The sequence below is a fragment of the Chitinophaga sp. genome (assembly GCF_039596155.1).
Lineage (GTDB): Bacteria > Bacteroidota > Bacteroidia > Chitinophagales > Chitinophagaceae > Chitinophaga.
Genome location: NZ_JBCNKF010000041.1, coordinates 1 through 19,917 on the forward strand (window position 1 = coordinate 1; position 19,917 = coordinate 19,917).

Here is a 19,917-nt window from a genome sequence, read left to right on the forward strand (position 1 = left end):
CACCACTACTCCCGGTACCCCATACTCCCCATACACCAAACATTCCCCCTCCGGCGTTATCAACGCCGACGCCGCCAACTGCCTCGCATCCGCAAAATTAGAACTCGCCACAAAAATCGTATTCTCCATCGCCCTCATCATCGTCGCCTTCTCATGGTAAGAATTCCCCTTACTCCCCCACTCCACCGGCAATGCCCCCGCCACATCACTCGCTACAAATTGCGGATGAAATACAATCTGCGCCCCCTGCTGCGCCGCCCATCGCACAGACTCAGGATACCTAAAACCTTCATGACAAATTGTAATACCAATCTTCACACCATCAATCAGAAAAATACGCCGCTCAGTACCAGGCACCCAATAACTTTCTTCCGTTGGATCCAGTTGATTTTTACTTTGATACCCCAGCACCTGCCCATCAGCATCTATTACAAACGCCACATTCAACAACTCTCCCTCTGATGAATACCAATCCATCGGCATCACAATAGCCACCCTATTCTCTGCCGCAATCACACACACCCTCTCTAAAGCACGTTGTAACTTTTCAGCTGTACGCTCCGCAGGCACATACCCCATACCCGGATAACCAGGTATAAATGACTCCGGGAAACAAATAATTACCGCCTGCTTCTCAGCAGCTTCTTTGACTAACTTTTCTGTCCAGGTTAACCCATCCTGTATTGATGAGGGAAACGGCGGGGAGGCTAATGCGATTTTCATAAAAACAAATGTATCCAAAAAACAAAAATCCCCGCTCTTAGAGCGGGGATTTTCTGTTGTCCTACCAGGATTCGAACCTAGACAGTCTGAACCAAAATCAGATGTACTACCATTATACTATAGGACAATACCTCCCTCATTTCAACAACTCGCTGTTGTTATTTGGGATGGCGAAATTAGTAAAATTTTCTAACCCACCAAAAAAATTTAAACTTTTCCCAAAATTTCTGTCTCCGGCAACTGCTCCATACACGCATGATCACCTCTGAAACAAGGCTTGTTCCCAAATATACTACAAGGCCTGCAATATAAATCGATCTGCGCTGCCCGCTCCAATTGCTGGCCATATCCCATAAATCCTGCAAACGGATGCGTAGCTCCCCACACCGATACCACCGGCACCCCAAATAAGGAAGCAAGATGCATATTCGCCGAATCCATACTGATCATCACATCCATCTGACTAATAATAGCCAACTCTTCCGGCAGTTTAAACCTCCCCGCTACCACTATGGCCTGTGGATAACGCACCGCTAACTCCTGCAGCTTCGCTACCTCCCCGGCACCACCTCCCATCAGCAATATTTTGGTATCCACACGCGCCACCAGCTCTCCTAATAATGCCGCTATTTTATCAAAAGGATACGTTTTCTCTTTATATGTTGCAAACGGTGCCAGACCAATCCATTTAAAACTTCCTTTAGCCTCCATACCCGCCGGCAAATCACGACGGCCAAATACTGGCGGTGTTGCACTCATATCCACCTCATATCCTAATGAACGAAACACATCCGCATACCGCTCTATCGTGCTCCTCAATGGCTGCAATACCTTATTTTCCCTGGCAGCAAGCGCTTTTTTTCCGGCGCGCCCCTTATCAATTACTGCCACCTTACGCCCCGTTAACCTAAAGAACGTCCGCACGATCTGTGAACGCAATACCTGGTGCAGATCCGCCACCGCATCTATACGATACGCAGACCGCACAGCTTTAAAAAGCCGGTATAACCCTTTCACTCCCTTATGCTTCCCCTTCAGATCAGCCGGGAAAAAATGTAACCTGGGAATTCCTGCACACAAAGCCTCCCAGTTCTTGTTTGATACAAAAACAATTTCCACATCAGGATGCGTCTGCAATACCCGCTGCATCACGGGAATCGTCATCGCCACATCTCCCATAGCCGAAAAACGAATAGCCAGTAACGTCCTCATAGGCTAATTGGAGGCACTCTTGTAGAGCACAGGGTTCAGTGAAGGATCATTGTACATCTTCATCTGCTTGTACACTTTCATATACTTTTTACCGCCGGCAATATCTTCCAGCAGCAGGTTGATCGCTGTCCCCAGGTCCCTCCTTTGCTCCAGCAGCACATCCAGCTTACGCTGACAGGCTTCACGATGCGCAGGGGTTGCATCTGTACGGGTTGCTTCCTCCCTCATATGATAGATTTTCAGCGCCAGGATAGACAAACGGTCTACTGCCCAGGCCGGACTTTCAGTGTTAATGGAAGCTCCTGCCACAGGCGCTACATCACTATATTTTTCAAGGAAATAACTATCAATATATTCTACAACATCAGTACGCTCCTGGTTGGATTTATCAATCCAGCGCTTAATCTCCAATGCTTTCACCGGATCAATCAATGGATCACGAATGATGTCTTCCAGGTGCCACTGTACTGTGTCAATCCAGTTTTTCAGATATAACAGATGCTCTATCGCTGTTTTTTCGTAAGGGTTCCGGATAGGTTGATATACGCTGTTATGTACATGATAATCAGCGATGCTCTGATCAAATATTTGATTGCAAAGTTCTGTAAACATGAAGCAAATGTATACAAAATGGTTAAATAGGTGTATAGAGATTTTAATACCCGGAACTTTAACATTCAAGTAACAAATGGTGCTTACATTTAATTCGCATTTTAGCAACCTTATATCAAACTATATGTCTGATAACCCATCCAGGATTCTCTTTGGCCAGTTATTTGAAGCCAACAGGGAAAAAGTGTACAGGTTCGCATACAAACTCACTGACGACCGTTTAAGGGCGCAGGAAGTAACGCAACAATGTTTTATTAAGTTATGGGAAAACATACATAAAGTACAGGCAGGACAAGACGTATTCCCCCTGCTATTCGTTTTTGTAAAACATATTGTTATCGACGAAACCCGGAAACTCTACCGGGAACGGAAATCTCTTGCCCATATTTCGTCTTCCGGCCATTCCCCGGAGGACCAGACCTTATTACACAAAGAATTCCGCGAACAGATCCAGAAACTGATTGAAAAAATGCCGGAACAGCGCCGGAATATCTACCTTTTGAGCCGTGACAAAGGGAAGAGTTATAAGGAAATAGCCGATCAGCTCAGCTTATCACCAGCTACTGTAAGAAACCATCTCAACCTTGCCCTGCAATACATCAGAAAAGAGATGATGGCACACTACGACATGTGATTTACCCAACTCAACCCATATTATTATGTACCGTCAGGTCATTATTGCTTTAGCCATTTTGCTGTATTTTACAGCCTGCCACAAAGACAAGGACGTCGCCCCTATCACTCCTACAGGCCCCGTCACACAATCGGAGATCAACAACTGGATCCTGGATAGTATGAAATACTTCTACATCTGGAACGAGACATTGCCTGCAAAAGCAGATACCAGCCTGAGTGCACCCAACTTTTTCACGACCCTGAAATACAAGGATGACAAGTTCTCCCTATTATATAAAATAAATGATTACTTCACCTATCCCAAATATATGCTGTACCAGTTTGGGATTGACTTTACCATCATCGCCTCCGGAGATAGTGCATTGGGAATTATTAAGCTGGTTATTCCAGGTTCTGTGGCTGACGTAAAAGGTATCAAAAGAGGAGATGCTTTCTCGGCTGTAGATGGAACCCCTGTTACGACCACTAATGCTACGACCCTCAGTGAAAGCATGCTGGCAAAATCTTCTTTTACCCTTACCATGCAATCAGGTAGCGCTATTACTATTCCTGCACAGGGTCTGTCAGAAAACCCTATTTACCTGCAGGATACCTTCCTTGTGCAAAACAAAGTGGTCGCATATCTCTTTTATAACTATTTCAATGATTCTTACAATAACGCTTTGCAACAGGTGTTCCAGTCTTTTAAATCTGCAGGTGTTTCCGATCTGATACTCGATCTCCGGTATAATCCCGGTGGCAGTGTGGCAGCCGCTGCCATGCTCAATGCCATGATCGTTCCAAATATTTCGGCCTCCACCCTGTTTGCAAAATACAAGGGCAATAGCCATCTTGGATCCTACAATATTACGTATGAATCAGCCCTTGCTGTGCCGGAAAGCGGTTCCGCGATTAACTTTTCTTCTCTGTCAGACAAGCGGCTGGGGTTATCCAGGATATTTGTACTGACCGGCCCAGGTACCACCTCTGCTGCAGAACTAACCCTCAATACCCTAAAGCCCTATACACAAGTCATCCAGATTGGTGAAACTACTTACGGAAAAGATAAAGGCGCTGTCATCATCAGCGATAACCGTTCTCCTCAGCGGGTGCCATGGACAATTATGCCACTGACCTACAGATTGTACAATGCTAAAGATGTGGGTGAATATACCAGTGGAATTGCACCTGATTATACCATCGATGAAATGGCTACACAGCCCCTCTCTCCACTCGGTGACCACAGAGATCCACTTATAGCCAAAGCAATTGCCATCATCAGCGGAAATGGCCGGCTGGTAAACTCCTCTCCTGTTATAAAACACTATTTTGATACCCGATTGAAGCCTGCTTCCATGGAGATTTTAATTTGCCCAAGATAAAAGCCGACTGTAGATACAGCTGGCTTTGTATGCTTAAATGGGGATTGTTATATAATGTCAGGTAAAGTCGATACTGTTAAAACAGTATACTTAAATCAACATTTATCAAAGAAAAATTTGAATGGAAATAAGCAAAAAAAGAAAGAGGGCTTTTTCATCAGGTGCATATTTAACGATTCTCTTCGAAAAATAACAAGGGGCCAACAAACAATAATAGACCAATATAAAGTACCGCTGTAGACACAGCACACTCGTTTGCTTTGCTATTTTAATTGCTAAGTCCTAAGCAGGTTAATAATAAATTCTATTGTAAGAGCGTAGTGACCTTAACCAGGATTTTGTTTGTGGTAGCATCTCCTCCATTATCATAATATTGAATTAGGTTTAAGTGCCCGTTGTAACCCGCAGAAGTGTTCAAAAATGAAAACATAACCACATTGCTGGCAGCCTGCCTGATAAACTGACCAGTAGCTGGATCCTTCAATTTGGCCACGTAAAAAATACCTTTGCCTAAAGAATCCACATGTCGCAATGTAATCACACGGGGATCTAATTTCCCTGGCATTACATTTTTAATCGTCATTATAGAATCGGCCAGTTTATTACTAACATATGTATATACACAGACATCCACACCATTCGGGTAAGGATATATGGTTGTATTCAAACTATTGATGAGCTGAACCTTCACAGAATCCGCTCCTACCTCACCGCCATTAATAAACCCATTAGCACCTAATGCCAGCGAAGATATTACCTTTACTGAAATAGCCTCATTTTGAGGTATTTTAACTGTTGTATCAGCTACCAGGGTATCCGAACCCGCTCTGTAGATGGCTAATTTTCCGGCCGCACCTGCCTTCAGCATAAAACCTGCCAGCGAACCATCCGCCAAAATCTTACCCAGTTTCTTTCCATCGAAGTATACATCCAGGTCCACAGCATCGGTCGTACCCACCTGTGAAACAGCAACACTTCCAAAATAGTTTTCTTCCGGCAATGAACCTTTACGGCATGCAACGAAAGTAGTAATCCCCAGAATAAGCAGTAAAAATCCTTTTTTCATGTTATTTATTTCAAATTAAAAAGTAACGTATAAGGCAATTTGCCTTATACGTTACGAGGTAAAGACTATCTTAATCTAACCCAGGTACCGGAAGAAGCCCAGTTACCGTTAGCAAAAGCACCAGCTGTACCTCCATCAGGAGATGCAAAAGTTGTTTCGAAGTTAGAGATGCTTGAACGATCAAATGGATCGGCCAGGTTGATATAACCGTTAGCAAAGTTTGTTACAGAAGAACCTTGAGTTCCAGCAGGAGTTACAGCCGCCTGGCTAGTACCATTTACTTCTGTCAGGAATGGATAAGAGAATGCTTCAGCATAAGTGTTGGTGAATGTACCCTGTGCGTTACCGAACTGAGTATCTCTTGATACACCATAATAGAAGCCCAGGAAGATACTGTTGTTGATTGTGTAACGGGCATTTCTTCTCAGGTGAGCAGCGCGACCGTATTTACCAGTACCAGAAGGCGCACCATTTGTTTTCAGTGAAGTCCAAACGTTAGACACACCTACGATAGTTACGTAGTTGTAAACTGGATTGGTCAGTGGAGTAGCTGAAGTACCAGTAGCGTTGTTATCGCTTTCAAAACCATTAGACTGGCTCTTGTCAGCACGGGTTGTATCAGACACACCCAGTGCATAGGAGATAGTACCACGGTAACCGTTGTCAGTATCAAACATATCATCCAGACCGTCGATAGACAGCAGGTGAGATGCATTTACTGTACCACCAAACCACTCGAAAGAGTCATCCTTTGATTTGAAAACTTCAACGTAGTCGATAGTAGTACCGCTACCTACACCAGCCAGTGTAAGACCATTAATTTCATTATCAGTTGACAGTTCATAACCACCGTACTCGATACGAACGTACTTGAGGATACCAGAGTTGTCTGCATCGTTTGTACCTGTGGAACCACCGAATGTGGCATCAGCAGGAGGATTTGTTGGAATACCTTCTACCTGTACACGGCCAGTGTGGTTAGTGCTGGCGTTACCTAAGATAACAACACCAGACCAGTCGCCTGAAGCTGGAGTAGTAGCCGCCGATGTGAATACGATTGGGCTGGATTCAGTACCTTCTGCAAGGATTTTAGCACCACGGGTGATAACCAGACCACCACCAGGAACACTGGAAGAAGAGCTCAGGTTACCATAAATTTTTGTACCAGCATCAATGATCAATACGTCTGATGAGTCAACATAAACCAAACCACTCAGGTGCCATGCAGTTGATGCTACCAGATGGATGGTATCTTTTACAGTATGGCCGGTTCCTAATACACCACTTAAAGTTGGGTTAGAAGGAATAACGCCAGGTGCTGATACTGAACGAGGAGCACTGGTAGTTGCGTCTTTTTTACAAGAGCTCATCATTGCAGCGCCCAGTACGGTTACGGACAAGAGGGCTAATGCTAAGGGTCTTCTTTTCATCTTTTTTGATGTTTTCTTAAAGGTTAAAAATTGCATACCTGATCAGGATATATTAGTGAAACGCGTTTACTCAAAACTTGTAACTGATAGTAGTACTGTAGGTGCGGCCTGGCTTCGCTTCATAATTGATCACATCCAATCCTTTTTTATACATCAGTTGTTTCGTCGAAGGATCCTTCTTGTTTGCTGTAACATCCGGGTCATCTTCAAAACGGTTCTGGTATACAAGACTGGCCTTGTTCAGAATGTTGGAAATATTAAACTTGATCTCGCCTTTACCTTTGAAAAAACGTACTGCTATCTGACCATCCAGGCTTTCCAATGGACGTTCGAATAATGAGAATTTATATGCTTCGTCAGGACGGAACATCCTGTTTGAAATGTAGTTGTATACCAGGCTTAAAGACACTGGCTTGATATCGTAGAAGGCGCCCGCATTCACTATATAGTTACTCGCACCTGTCTGGGGCCTTTTCTCTCTCTTGCCGATGGTTTCTACCGGCGTTACTTTCAGCGAATTATTTGGGTCCAGTGAGTTGTAATTCACTTTCATAGGGGTCACGTATGCATCGAGCATAGTGAAGTTGCCATACAATGTCAGGTTACGCAATACCGGCACATCTGTAAATGCCAGTGATTTACGTACTTCCAGCTCCAATCCATAATTCTCTGCCTTCTTGTTATTTCTCAGCTTATATAAGCCACCACTCTGCTCATCGGCGTATATTTCCATAGAGTAGTCAAACTTCTTGTAGAACAGGGACACGGAAATAATCTCTCCTGCACCGGGATACCACTCGTACCTGAAGTCCACATGCTGTGCCATGGTAGAACGTACCAGTTCACTTTCATAAGCTCCACCCAACTCAAAGTCATACTCACGAAAGAAGGACAACTCCCGCAGGTCAGGACGGATGATACTCTTTGCATATGCAGCACGCAGGTTCATAGAAGAGGTGAGACTATAAGTCAGGTTCACAGAAGGGAACAGGTGCAGGTTCTTCTCCCTGTTCAACAGCTCGCTGTAATCAAATTTATTATCACCATCCCTGGTACTGTTGATGTATTTGAACAGGGAATCCAGTGCAGCATTTGTTCGGTTCAGATTGTAATATTCAGCCCGTAATCCCGCTACCAGCCTAAAACGGTCCCCAATCTTACTGTCGATCATACCATAGCCTGCATGCAGTGCCGCGGTACGATGAAAATCATCACCAAATTTGTTGAAGTAAAAGTCTACATTATTGTTACTGCTGAAGGCTGTTGCCAGTGGCTGATAATAACCATGGTTATCGAAGGTAGTTCCTACATTCAGCACATAGAACAAACGATCTTTGCTCCATCCTGCATAACCAGCTTTTGCAGTGGTATTGATAGCTGTTTTACCAGCATTGATGCGGAATGGTATAGATACAGATGCATCCCAGTTATAATTATTCTCCAACGCACGGCTCCACCAGCGTAATGCACCAGTGTTGATCGCATTGCTGTAGGCACTTGTGATGCTATATTCAGCCAATGATGAGGAGTCAGACTTGATAAATGGTGAAGTCACCTGGTGATTATCCGGCTTCTGCCTGTCCAGGCGCAGATAGCTACCCATCCATTTGAACTTGATACCATGGTTGCCGAGGTTATGTTCGCCTTTCAACTGATTCTGCCATAAGGTAGTTTGAGCAGTGAGGTCATAATACCCCAGCTGTATGCCCCCATTACCTGCCGAACCGGAACCAATGATAAGCTGCTCATCCAGTGTTCGCAGGTACAGGCTCTGAAATCCCACACGATGCCTGCTGTTCCTGAACCCAAGACCTAACAGTCCACCAACATTGGTAGTAAAGCCAAAACGCTGTCCCTTATAACCTGCATATTCTGATGCCGGCCCATCCAGCTGCCCGGCAAAACCATCCCGGCTCATTCTTATATCCTGCGTGGAATAGGTATTGCGATAACCGCCGGATGCCACAAAACCAAACTGGTTAGAACCCTTGCCATTGAATACCTTTCCACCTGATAACTGATAATTCTGTGATACAGGTGCATTGTACTGGTACAAACCCCAGTTGTTGCTGAACTGAGAGGCCCCTTTGCCGGTGGCATTGTACTTATTGATTACATCCGTTGTACTCTTCCAATCCAGTGACCCTAACAGGTTCCTGTGCGAAGCTACCGTAGCAAAAAACTCCCTGTTCTCTCTCTTCAAAGACAAGTATGGTTTACCAGTCGTCTTGTCATTATAGCTACCGCCCGCACTGATATTTAAAAAACTGGTGTTGGGAATATCCAGTGTATTAACTTCTACCAAACCACCACCAAATTCAGCACTCCGATCAGCAGTAAGTGTCTTCACTACAATTACATTCTCAACAATGTTGGAAGGCACAATATCGAAGCTAAAGTTCTTCCTGTTTAGCTCTGTACTGGGCATTACCTGACTATTCAGCACCGCCTGGTTATAACGTTCACTGAGACCACGTACCACTACATATTTGTTTTCCATAGTAGACAGACCGCTCACCCGCTTCAACACTTCACCGATATTTTTGTCAGGTGTACGGTTGATCTGTTCAGCACTGATACCGTCTGTAATAGAGGCACTGTTTTTCTGCAGGGCATATAAACCTTCTACAGATGCTTTTTTATAACTACCAGTCACGGTTACCTCCCGCAGCTGTGACTTAGAACTTTTCAAAATGATGTTCAGCGGTGTTACTTCTTTTCCATTTACAGTTACGTCAGTGACCTTGCGTGTATCGAATGACACATAACTGAATGTAAGCGTATAGGTACCAGGTTCCAGGTTTAACTCATAAGTACCATCCACGCCACTCACAGTACCCTGGCCATTATCAGCCTGAATAGTTACACCGGGTAAGGGCTCATTCTTTGCATCCAACACTTTGCCAGTTACATGACCTTTGTCTGTGCCGGACAATTTCATCTGTTTACCCTGTTTCAGTGCTACCGTTTTATTATTGTAGGAAATATCAATCGGCGCATAATCATCCAGATATCGTAATACATCAGATAAAGCGCTGACATTGAACTTCACTTTTTCCAGTGAACAATGCTGTAAATATTCCGGGTCGTAAGCGAAGGTGTAACCAGTTTGTTGTTCAAGCGATTTTACAACAGCTGCTGCATTTGTGTGTTCAAGGTTAATAGTGACCTTGTCATTCAGAGATTGGTAAGACTGCGCTAACAGCGCCACAGGGATTCCTGCGAGTAAAAAACACAACAGGAAAGCCTTCCATGTTCGCATAACTTCCCCATTACAAAATCTTTGTGTAGATTTTTGCATACTTTAGAATTACTTTAAGTTTAATAATGATGTTCGGGTTGTCCCCTAAGGTGGCGTTTCAATACGCCAGTACAGTTAATATTGATGTGTCTCTTTAATTAAAGATCAATTCCCATTTATACTTCTTATACAGTTTTAGTTTTAGTTGTTTTTTGTTGGTGTAACTATCGCATATGTGTTATTTCCTCTTTTCTCGATTTTAAATCCATGTACATATTGCATCACTTCGAGTATATTTTCAACCGGTGTGGAGGCCGGGAATGTTCCTGATACTTTGAGATCCTTCTTAATCGATGGGTCTATAATAATCTTACATCCGGTACGGGCCTGTATACGGGCGAAGGCATCGACCAGCAGGGTTTTATCAAATACCATTTTGCCCTGTCTCCAGTCATTCACTTCCTGCAGGTTGAAATTGACAGGAGCGAACGAAACCAGGTCATCACGCCATGCTATCATTTGACCGGGTTGCAGTATGCAGGAAAAAATGGAGGTAGCTACCGATACTTTCCCTTCTAACAGGCTTACCTGGATACTACCATCTGCTCTACCCGTGGTGCTAATGTTAAAGGCAGTTCCAAGAGCGGTGGTTACCAGGCTGCCTGTATGTACACTAAATGGTCTTGCCGGGTCACTCTTCACCCTGAAATAGGCTTCACCCTGCAACCATAACTCACGGGTACTGTCGTTATATTTCTGATTATATACTAATGATGAATGCGGGGCCAGCCATACTTCAGACCCATCCGTCATTGCCAAACGTTTGATGTCTTTACCAGGATTGGCCAGCGTATCCCATGTGAAAGCGACTAAATTCTTCCCTATTGCACTACGCTGCAACTGCCACATCCAACCTAACACAGCAAGCAATACCGCTACTGCGGCAGCCACACTATACCATCGACGGAAAGGGTTCCGTTTCATACTTATTACAGGAGTCGCTATACTCTGCTCATACATCTGCTCAAACCAATCATCTGCTGCAGGTGTTTCCGGTTGAGACAGATAGGCTTCTACCAACTTCACTTCGTCATCTGTGCAGTTCCCTTTAAAGTACTTTTCCAGTAGTGAATTGTCAATGTTCATTTTGGTGGCGGATAAACTATGCTGTTTGTTTTCTGTGGTCAGCATAGATAGTACGATGCAAAATAGCGGGAGTACTAATCAAAAAACGGAGTTAATAATTGCTTAACATAGGGACAAAAAAAAGCGTAAGGTAGATACCTTACGCTTGTTGTTAAGATTGTCATGTGAATGTTCGAGAATGCAAATCGTGTAGGCTTTTAATGGTTTACCATGGGGCTTAAGATCCTAACATATCTATAAGCCCCCACCCAATGAGAAAAATATCTTGAATGATTTATAAAATCAGTAAATGTCTTTTTGAATTTCATTTGAGTCTTTCGGTTACTTCGATACAACTGTACGGGAAATAATCACTATACAGCCGCGCGGGAAACAACTTCGCTACATGCCCGGGAAATAAGCTGTGCTACCTCCAGGAATTGGCCTCGCCATACTTGCCTGGGCAATGACTTCACTATTTATGCTCAAAGAATAACTGCTATGTCTATCCAGGCAAATTCGCTGTTCATACTCAAATTGGCGCTTACCTGTCCGGGAAACGACTCGTTGTTAATGCTCAGGAAACTGACTGCTACATCTATCCGGGAAACAATGACAAGGCTACGCTATGCAACAATACTTGTTTACACATTATCCGAAAGTTGTTGACACTCATCCATCCTTATCGATCTGTAATTCTGTGGGCCTTCGCGTCTGTAGTTGTGATGACTATGATGAATTACCCATCAGGTACACACAGTGTTGACAAAGGGTCTTCTATTCATACGTGTTTGTCAAGGGTTACACACAAACCAATTCGTCGGGTCCGTCCGGAAGTCTCTATGCAAATTACATCAATTCACTGAAATTTCAACAGCAGCCGCATAATTTTCCAACCATTTTACATACAACTTTTGTGTCACATTACACCTTTTTGTTGTCTTCTTTAGTTATTTGGACCGCGCCATTGCTATAAAGTACACCGGAATACCTAACAGGATAATACCCAGGCCCGATATAGCATAGTTGAATTCGAATTTCAATAATAACAACGCTAATGATGCTGCAACTATTATATACAACAAAGGTAATACAGGATAACCAAACGCTTTATAAGGTCGGGGCATATCCGGCTGCTTACGGCGAAGGATAAAAATACCCAGGATCGTGATCACATAAAATATCAGTACCCCGAATATCACCATGGTTAACAAATCTCCGTATTTCCCGGTCAAACATAATAAAGAAGCCCAAAGGCATTGAATCCATAATCCGTTGGCTGGAACATTAAATTGATTCAGCTCGCCTGCCTTCCTGAAGAACAATTTGTCCTGCGCCATAGTGTAGTAGATACGGGCGCCGGCCAGGGTTAATCCATTATTACAACCGAAGGTCGATACCATGATCATGATCGCAATCACTATCGCTCCTCCATTACCAAAGATATGTGTAGCTGCTGCAACAGCGACGCGGTCTTTGGGTACAAATGCAATTTCCTGTAATGGTAATACAGCTATGTACATCAGGTTGGCGCTTACATATACTATGGTTACCAGAAATGTACCCAGGAATAAAGCCCTGCCTATGTTCCGCTGCGGATTCTTAATCTCCGCCGCTATAAACGTGATATTGTTCCAGGCATCACTGCTGAACAATGACCCCTTCATTGAAATCGCGACTGCTCCAAATAAAGCCAGACCCGACAACGCCGTTGTCACAATCTGCCCGTTTGCATCCTTCGTCATACTCACTGCATCCCAGGCATGTTCCCAGTTAGCCGACCACACTTCTGCCTTCGCTCCCAGGAAAAAGCCGAATACGATCAAACCAAACAGCGACACCAGTTTTGCCAGCGTAAATACTGTCTGAATGATCTTTCCGTTCCTGATCCCTCTGGTGTTGATCCAGGTGAGTACCACAATGGAAATGATCGCCAGCACCTGCGCTGCCGATACGGTAAATAACCCGAGATCCAACAGGATGTTATCCTCACTGAAAAATGGAATGATAAAAGCTGAATATTTTGCAAATGCAACAGCTACGGCTGCTATCGTACCGGCCTGAATCACACCAAATTGTGTCCAGCCAAATAAAAATGCTACAAAGGGATTATAAGCCTCTCTCAGGTACACATACTGACCACCTGCCCGTGGATACATACCCGATAATTCACCGTAACTAACAGCTGCTATAATGGTCACAATTCCACCTAATACCCACATGAGGGTCAGCCATCCGGCACCACCAATGGTCCTGGTGATCTCTGCAGATACAAGAAATACACCCGATCCGATCATCGATCCGGCTACGATCATGGTTGCATCCAGCAAACTAAGGCTGGGACGGAAAGCCGTCTGGTGATTATTAGTGTCCAGGTTACTCATAATAGATTTTAGTTGATTTGTTGTATACAGCCAGTAACCACGTGGAATTACTCATAAAAACAACTGGCTTGTAACTACCAAAAATCCCGTTCCGTAAACGCTTCAGTACTACTGAAACTTCACGGAACGGGATTCCAAGTTAAAAACTTTTTTATATGTTTTTGCTATAGCAACTATTTATTTTTTCTCTTCAGTTGCATTTGCCTCGTTCAGGCCTTTAATTACTTCCGGAGTGATGTCATACTTTTTGTCTTTGTACAGGATATTGCTTGCACCTGTGCGGTAAGACATGATGTATGCATAGCGCTTGTCGCTGTTGAATTTCTCAAGGAAATCGTTCAGGCGCTTCTGCAGCTCTTCGTTGAACTTGTTTTCCTGTTCAGCATACTTGGCACGCATATTCTGCGCTTTGCCTTCCAGTTGCTGTTGTTTCTGATACAAGGTACGCTGAGCAGCCTCACCTTCTGACTGGGTCATGGTGTTAGCTTTACGTTGGAAATCAGCAGCTTCGTTCTGCAATGCACGTACATTCGCCTGCAGTTCGTTCTCTATAGCCTGTTGATTAGTTTCCAGCTCGGTTTTCTTTTGCTTGAAATAGTTGTAATGAGCTTCTACAGTATCAATATCCACATAAGCAATAACGAGACCGTTTGAAGCGGCCGACGCGCTGGTACCTGCTGCAGGTGTTGTTGATTCGGTATTCCCCTGTTTAGCAGGTTGTTGACAAGCCATAAATGTTCCGGCTGCGAATGCTGCCAATAATCCGCTTTTCACAATTTGTTTAGTGCGCATGTTGTTAGGTGGATTTTTTAATCTCCTTAAATACATTTTAAAAATTAAACGGCTAAAATAAGGTTTTTACGTTATAATACTAATGTCTACAGTTTCTTAACAACTCTTTCACATTTAAGCACAACCCTCGCTCCCCTCATTCTCTAAAGCAGACAGGATGGCCTGTGAACAGCTTCAGAAATTTATTTATGCTGCAGTGTCACTACTTTGAAACTATCTGACTTTAACACATTCCCGTAAGCAACAAAACTATAACTCTTGCCTGCCTCAATAGTGAAATTAGCTGCATTGTTATACAACCTGCTCACTGAATCCGACACACTCCTTATATCAAGTGTATGTGCACCGGGTGTAATCTCTTTGAAAACACTTGCTCCCAGGTAACCTATGTTGGTATAAGCTCTTGTACTGTCCACATCAAAATCCAATATAATGGAAGCACCTGTAGTAAGGTAAGAATCACTCAGATTCACCACCCGCAAGTAGCCCACCGTTTTGCTATTTGTGCCCACCTGGTCTTCTGTAGCCAGTAGCTGCAATACACCATTACGGTTCCTTTCAAAGAAAACGGAATAATGATGGTTGTTCCGCAGACTGATTTGTCCCTGGATCAGGGTATCCGTCCTGTTCCCGGTAGGAAAGAAGTACAGATTATAACGCTTTGCAGTAAAAGATTTATAGTCAGTGTATTGTCCCAGCGTCAGACCGGTGCCCAGCGTGGCAGTATCCAATACCACATCATAACTGGCATCCGGATTGGCAATAAACACATTTATATATGAAGTAGTAACAGGGATAGAACTATCGCTATCCTTGTTGCAAGCCCAGATCCCTGCTATGACGACCAGTAGTACAATGAGTTTTTTCACAATCAAACCTGTTTATAAAATTGCCCGAAAGTTACACGTAAAAAAAATGTCCCGGCACTACGCGCGGGACATTTTTTTATAGTTTGAGCGTTTCGCTTATTCTTCTTCGTCGAACTGGAACACTTCTTTGGAAGATGCCAGGATATCGTATTCTTCTTTGGAACCTACGATCATGTTTTCGAATTCGCGTAAACCTGTACCTGCAGGGATCAGGTGACCTGTGATCACATTCTCCTTCAGACCCAGCATGTCATCTATCTTACCGTTGATGGCAGCAGAAGACAGTACTTTGGTAGTTTCCTGGAAGGACGCAGCAGAGATCCAGCTATGTGTACCCAGAGACGCCTTGGTAATACCTTGCAGCAGCGGGCTGGAAGTAGCTGGTTTCGCATCGCGGTACTCTACCAGTTTTCTGTCCGAACGGCGCAGCAGAGAGTTTTCTTCTCTTACCTGGCGCAGGGTAACGATCTGACCAGCTCTCAACACGGTTGAATCACCAGCTTCTGTTACTACCTTCTTATCGAATATATGGTCGTTTTCTTCAAAGAATTCAAACTTATCAGTGGTATCTCCTTCGAGGAAGCGGGTATCACCCGGATCTTCGATGTTCACCTTACGCATCATCTGGCGTACAATCACCTCAATGTGCTTGTCGTTGATCTTCACACCCTGTAAGCGATAAACTTCCTGAATCTCATTTACCAGGTACTCCTGTACGGCAAATGGACCTTTAATAGAGAGAATATCAGCCGGAGTGATAGAACCATCAGACAGTGCAGTACCCGCTTTCACGAAGTCACCGTCCTGTACCAGGATGTGACGTGTCAATGGAACCAGGTATTTCTTGATCTGACCTTCACGGCTCTCGATGATGATCTCACGGTTACCACGTTTGATGTTACCGAAGGCAACAACACCATCGATCTCAGATACGATAGCAGGGTTGCTTGGGTTACGTGCTTCAAACAGTTCAGTTACACGTGGCAGACCACCCGTGATATCTCTCAGCTTACCGAGGATACGTGGGATCTTCACGATTACCTGACCTGCTCTTACAGCTTCACCTTCTTCGATTACGATATGTGAACCTACCGGTAAGTTGTATGATTTCACTTCCTTGTTACCATCTACGAACAGGGAAGGGATCTTATTCTTATCCTTGGTTTCGATAACCACTTTCTCACGGTGACCTGTCTGCTCGTCAGCCTCTTCACGGAAGGTGATACCTTCAATGATGCTATCGAAGCGGATGTTACCAGCGATTTCAGATACGATAACGGCGTTGTATGGGTCCCATGTACAGATAATATCACCTTTCGCTACCTTCTGGCCATCTTTTACCAGCAGAGTAGAACCGTAAGGGATATTGTTGGTGATCAGCAGACGATCGTTCTTCACGTCTACGATACGTAATTCACCTGTACGGCCAATTACCACCTGTACTTTATCTCCTTCGTTGTTTTCGTATGTAGTGGTACGCAGACCATCGAACTGTACGGTACCTTCGAATTTAGCTTGTAAGCCGGTATCAACAGATGTAGAACCAGCCACACCACCCACGTGGAAGGTACGCAGTGTCAGCTGAGTACCAGGCTCACCGATGGACTGTGCTGCGATGATACCTACTGCATCACCACGCTGAGTCATATAACCGGTTGCCAGGTTCTTACCATAACACTTCACACACACACCTCTGCGGCTTTCGCAAGTCAGTACAGAGCGGATCTCAACAGTGTCAATTGCACTTGCTTCGATACGGTGAGCAATATCTTCGTCGATCAGACCACCTGCTTCAACGATCAGCTCCTCAGTGTGAGGATCAAATACATCCTGCAGAGAGGTACGACCGAGGATACGATCATATAATGGTTCTACGATCTCTTCATTGTCTTTCAGCGCTGAAGTAGCGATACCACGCAGTGTACCACAGTCTTCCTCGTTGATAACTACGTCCTGTGCAACGTCTACGAGACGACGGGTCAGGTAACCAGCATCCGCTGTTTTCAACGCCGTATCCGCGAGACCTTTACGCGCACCGTGCGTAGAGATGAAGTATTCCAATACATTCAGACCATCCTTGAAGTTGGACAGGATCGGGTTTTCGATGATCTCTGAACCAGTTGAACCACTCTTACGTGGCTTGGCCATCAATCCTCTCAGACCTGCCAGCTGCTTGATCTGCTGTTTGGAACCACGCGCACCGGAGTCAAGCATCATGTATACAGAGTTGAAGCCCTGCTTGTCATTCGCCAGCTCACGGATCAGCGTTTCAGTTACTTTGGTATCCACACGAGACCAGATATCGATAATCTGGTTATAACGTTCGTTATTCGTGATCAGACCCATATTATAGTTATCCCATACTTCGTCAACCTCGCTGGCTGCACCATCAATCATCACCTGTTTCACCTCTGGGATGATCAGGTCATTGATGTTGAAGGACAGACCACCACGGAACGCCGTACGGAAACCTAATTGCTTGATATCATCCAGGAACTTCGCAGTCTTAGGGATGTCAGTATATTTGATGATGTCACCGATGATCTCACGAAGAGATTTCTTCGTCAGCAGTGCGTTCACATAACCAGCTTCTTTTGGAACGTGCTGGTTAAAGATCACACGACCTACAGTGGTTTCGATCAGCTTGTTCACCAACTCACCCTTCTCGTTACGGATAGTGGCCTTTACGCGGATGTTAGCGTGCAGGTTCACTTTCTGTTCGTTGTAAGCGATGATTACCTCTTCAGCAGAATAGAAGGCCATACCTTCACCTTCTACTTTTTCAGTAGGGGTAGATTTCTTACCCTTGGTGATATAATACAGACCAAGTACCATGTCCTGTGAAGGCAGGGTGATTGGTGTACCATTCTGTGGGTTGAGGATGTTGTGTGAAGACAGCATCAACAGTTGTGCTTCGAGGATCGCAGCATTGCTCAACGGTACGTGTACCGCCATCTGGTCACCATCGAAATCCGCGTTGAACGCAGAACACACAAGCGGGTGCAACTGGATCGCTTTACCTTCCACCAGTTTAGGCTGGAATGCCTGAATGGAGAGACGGTGCAGTGTTGGAGCACGGTTCAGCATCACCGGGTGTCCTTTCAGTACGTTTTCAAGGATATCCCAAACTACTGCTTCCTTCCTGTCTACCAGTTTCTTCGCAGATTTTACCGTCTTAACGATACCTCTTTCGATCAGCTTACGGATAATGAATGGTTTGAACAGCTCTGCCGCCATATCTTTTGGCAGACCACATTCATGCAGCTTCAGTTCAGGACCTACCACGATTACGGAACGACCGGAATAGTCAACACGTTTACCGAGCAAGTTCTGACGGAAACGACCTTGTTTACCTTTCAGTACATCGGAGAGGGATTTCAGTGCACGACCACCTTCCGCTTTCACCGCATTTGATTTACGGCTGTTATCGAAGAGGGAGTCAACCGCTTCCTGCAGCATACGTTTTTCGTTACGCAGGATCACCTCTGGTGCCTTGATCTCGATCAGGCGTTTCAGACGGTTGTTACGGATAATTACCCTGCGGTACAGATCGTTCAGGTCAGAAGACGCGAAACGACCACCATCCAACGGAACTAACGGACGCAGTTCTGGTGGAACAACAGGGATATATTGCATCACCATCCATTCAGGACGGTTTTCAACACGACCATTTGCTTCACGGAAAGCTTCTACAACGCTCAGGCGTTTCAGGGCTTCCGCTTTACGTTGCTGGCTGGTTTCAGTAGCAGCCTGGTTACGCAGCTGGTAAGAAAGGCTATCCAGATCAATTCTGGCCAGCATCATTTCTACCGCTTCAGCACCCATTTTCGCGATGAACTTGTTAGGATCATCGTCACTCAGCAGCTGGTTATCCTTTGGCAGGGTATCCAGGATGTCGAGATATTCTTCTTCGGTCAGCAGATCGCCATAGTTAAGGCCTTTCTCCTGTTTAGCACCCGCCTGGATAATCACGTATCTTTCATAATACACGATAGTCTCCAGTTTCTTGGAGCTCATACCCAGCAGGTAACCGATCTTATTTGGAAGAGATTTAAAATACCAGATATGAACAACAGGTACAACCAGACGGATGTGGCCCATTCTTTCGCGACGTACTTTCTTTTCTGTCACTTCCACACCACAACGGTCACATACGATACCCTTATAACGGATACGTTTGTATTTACCGCAGTAGCACTCATAGTCCTTTACAGGGCCGAATATCCTTTCGCAGAACAAACCATCACGCTCCGGCTTATAAGTACGGTAGTTGATAGTTTCCGGCTTCAGCACTTCGCCATAGGAACGCTCCAGGATACTATCCGGAGACGCCAGACTAATGGTAATGCTATTAAAGTTTGATTTAGGACGATTTTCTTTCTTGATGGCCATTGTATGTTGTTTAAAGAAAATTCACATGGAAAAAGAGTTCCGGCTTTATAAGCTGCAAGCCACAGGCCGCCCGC

Annotated in this window: 13 protein-coding genes and 1 tRNA gene; 2 read left to right on the plus strand and 12 right to left on the minus strand. The window is 44.6% G+C overall.

Annotation, left to right across the window (positions count from 1 at the left end):
• From ABDW33_RS28025 to ABDW33_RS28040, 4 genes are all read right to left on the minus strand, one after another.
• A partial coding sequence (locus tag ABDW33_RS28025; protein WP_343693414.1) for a carbon-nitrogen hydrolase family protein occupies nucleotides 1-723 on the minus strand: 723 nt, incomplete at its 3' end.
• A 56-nt stretch (nucleotides 724-779) separates the two neighbouring features.
• Nucleotides 780-850 (minus strand) — tRNA-Gln (locus ABDW33_RS28030).
• A gap of 80 nt (nucleotides 851-930) precedes the next feature.
• Nucleotides 931-1,935 (minus strand): glycosyltransferase family 9 protein, encoded by a 1,005-nt coding sequence (locus ABDW33_RS28035; protein ID WP_343693415.1) that lies wholly within the window; start codon nucleotides 1,933-1,935, stop codon nucleotides 931-933.
• A 3-nt stretch (nucleotides 1,936-1,938) separates the two neighbouring features.
• Nucleotides 1,939-2,547 (minus strand): DUF4254 domain-containing protein, encoded by a 609-nt coding sequence (locus ABDW33_RS28040; RefSeq protein ID WP_343693416.1) that lies wholly within the window; start codon nucleotides 2,545-2,547, stop codon nucleotides 1,939-1,941.
• 124 nt (nucleotides 2,548-2,671) lie between these two features.
• Between ABDW33_RS28040 and ABDW33_RS28045 the strand changes: the two genes are divergently transcribed.
• Both ABDW33_RS28045 and ABDW33_RS28050 read left to right on the plus strand, forming a co-directional pair.
• Nucleotides 2,672-3,181, plus strand: a complete 510-nt coding sequence (locus ABDW33_RS28045; RefSeq protein ID WP_343693417.1) for an RNA polymerase sigma-70 factor — start codon at nucleotides 2,672-2,674, stop codon at nucleotides 3,179-3,181.
• A 25-nt stretch (nucleotides 3,182-3,206) separates the two neighbouring features.
• Nucleotides 3,207-4,544 (plus strand): S41 family peptidase, encoded by a 1,338-nt coding sequence (locus tag ABDW33_RS28050; RefSeq protein ID WP_343693418.1) that lies wholly within the window; start codon nucleotides 3,207-3,209, stop codon nucleotides 4,542-4,544.
• 304 nt (nucleotides 4,545-4,848) lie between these two features.
• Here ABDW33_RS28050 and ABDW33_RS28055 read toward each other — a convergent pair whose 3' ends face one another.
• The 8 genes from ABDW33_RS28055 to rpoC form a co-directional block, all read right to left on the minus strand.
• Entirely contained in the window at nucleotides 4,849-5,610 is a 762-nt protein-coding gene (locus ABDW33_RS28055) for a hypothetical protein (RefSeq protein WP_343693419.1), read from the minus strand.
• A 65-nt stretch (nucleotides 5,611-5,675) separates the two neighbouring features.
• Nucleotides 5,676-7,040: a hypothetical protein gene (locus ABDW33_RS28060; protein ID WP_343693420.1), complete on the minus strand. Its 1,365-nt coding sequence runs from the start codon at nucleotides 7,038-7,040 to the stop codon at nucleotides 5,676-5,678.
• A gap of 70 nt (nucleotides 7,041-7,110) precedes the next feature.
• A complete protein-coding gene (locus ABDW33_RS28065) occupies nucleotides 7,111-10,302 on the minus strand; it encodes a TonB-dependent receptor (RefSeq protein WP_343693421.1) in 3,192 nt (1,063 codons plus the stop codon).
• A gap of 180 nt (nucleotides 10,303-10,482) precedes the next feature.
• Nucleotides 10,483-11,472, minus strand: a complete 990-nt coding sequence (locus ABDW33_RS28070; RefSeq protein ID WP_343693422.1) for a FecR domain-containing protein — start codon at nucleotides 11,470-11,472, stop codon at nucleotides 10,483-10,485.
• Nucleotides 11,473-12,356: 884 nt separating this feature from the next.
• The gene (locus tag ABDW33_RS28075) at nucleotides 12,357-13,790 is read right to left on the minus strand and encodes an amino acid permease (protein ID WP_343693423.1); all 1,434 of its coding nucleotides are present in this window, start codon (nucleotides 13,788-13,790) and stop codon (nucleotides 12,357-12,359) included.
• 177 nt (nucleotides 13,791-13,967) lie between these two features.
• Nucleotides 13,968-14,582, minus strand: a complete 615-nt coding sequence (locus tag ABDW33_RS28080) for an OmpH family outer membrane protein (RefSeq protein ID WP_343693424.1) — start codon at nucleotides 14,580-14,582, stop codon at nucleotides 13,968-13,970.
• A gap of 182 nt (nucleotides 14,583-14,764) precedes the next feature.
• Nucleotides 14,765-15,451, minus strand: coding sequence for a DUF4397 domain-containing protein (locus ABDW33_RS28085; RefSeq protein ID WP_343693425.1), 687 nt, complete (start codon nucleotides 15,449-15,451; stop codon nucleotides 14,765-14,767).
• Nucleotides 15,452-15,547: 96 nt separating this feature from the next.
• The gene (gene rpoC / locus ABDW33_RS28090; protein ID WP_343693426.1) at nucleotides 15,548-19,843 is read right to left on the minus strand and encodes a DNA-directed RNA polymerase subunit beta'; all 4,296 of its coding nucleotides are present in this window, start codon (nucleotides 19,841-19,843) and stop codon (nucleotides 15,548-15,550) included.
• Nucleotides 19,844-19,917: the final 74 nt, after the last annotated feature.

Coding starts and splice junctions, on each gene's coding strand:
- ABDW33_RS28080 (WP_343693424.1), bottom strand. CDS start 14,582: ATGCGCACTAAACAAATTGTGAAAAGCGGATTATTGGCAGCATTCGCA.
- ABDW33_RS28060 (WP_343693420.1), bottom strand. CDS start 7,040: ATGAAAAGAAGACCCTTAGCATTAGCCCTCTTGTCCGTAACCGTACTG.
- ABDW33_RS28045 (WP_343693417.1), top strand. CDS start 2,672: ATGTCTGATAACCCATCCAGGATTCTCTTTGGCCAGTTATTTGAAGCC.
- rpoC (WP_343693426.1), bottom strand. CDS start 19,843: ATGGCCATCAAGAAAGAAAATCGTCCTAAATCAAACTTTAATAGCATT.
- ABDW33_RS28070 (WP_343693422.1), bottom strand. CDS start 11,472: ATGCTGACCACAGAAAACAAACAGCATAGTTTATCCGCCACCAAAATG.
- ABDW33_RS28050 (WP_343693418.1), top strand. CDS start 3,207: ATGTACCGTCAGGTCATTATTGCTTTAGCCATTTTGCTGTATTTTACA.
- ABDW33_RS28075 (WP_343693423.1), bottom strand. CDS start 13,790: ATGAGTAACCTGGACACTAATAATCACCAGACGGCTTTCCGTCCCAGC.
- ABDW33_RS28065 (WP_343693421.1), bottom strand. CDS start 10,302: ATGCGAACATGGAAGGCTTTCCTGTTGTGTTTTTTACTCGCAGGAATC.
- ABDW33_RS28035 (WP_343693415.1), bottom strand. CDS start 1,935: ATGAGGACGTTACTGGCTATTCGTTTTTCGGCTATGGGAGATGTGGCG.
- ABDW33_RS28040 (WP_343693416.1), bottom strand. CDS start 2,547: ATGTTTACAGAACTTTGCAATCAAATATTTGATCAGAGCATCGCTGAT.
- ABDW33_RS28055 (WP_343693419.1), bottom strand. CDS start 5,610: ATGAAAAAAGGATTTTTACTGCTTATTCTGGGGATTACTACTTTCGTT.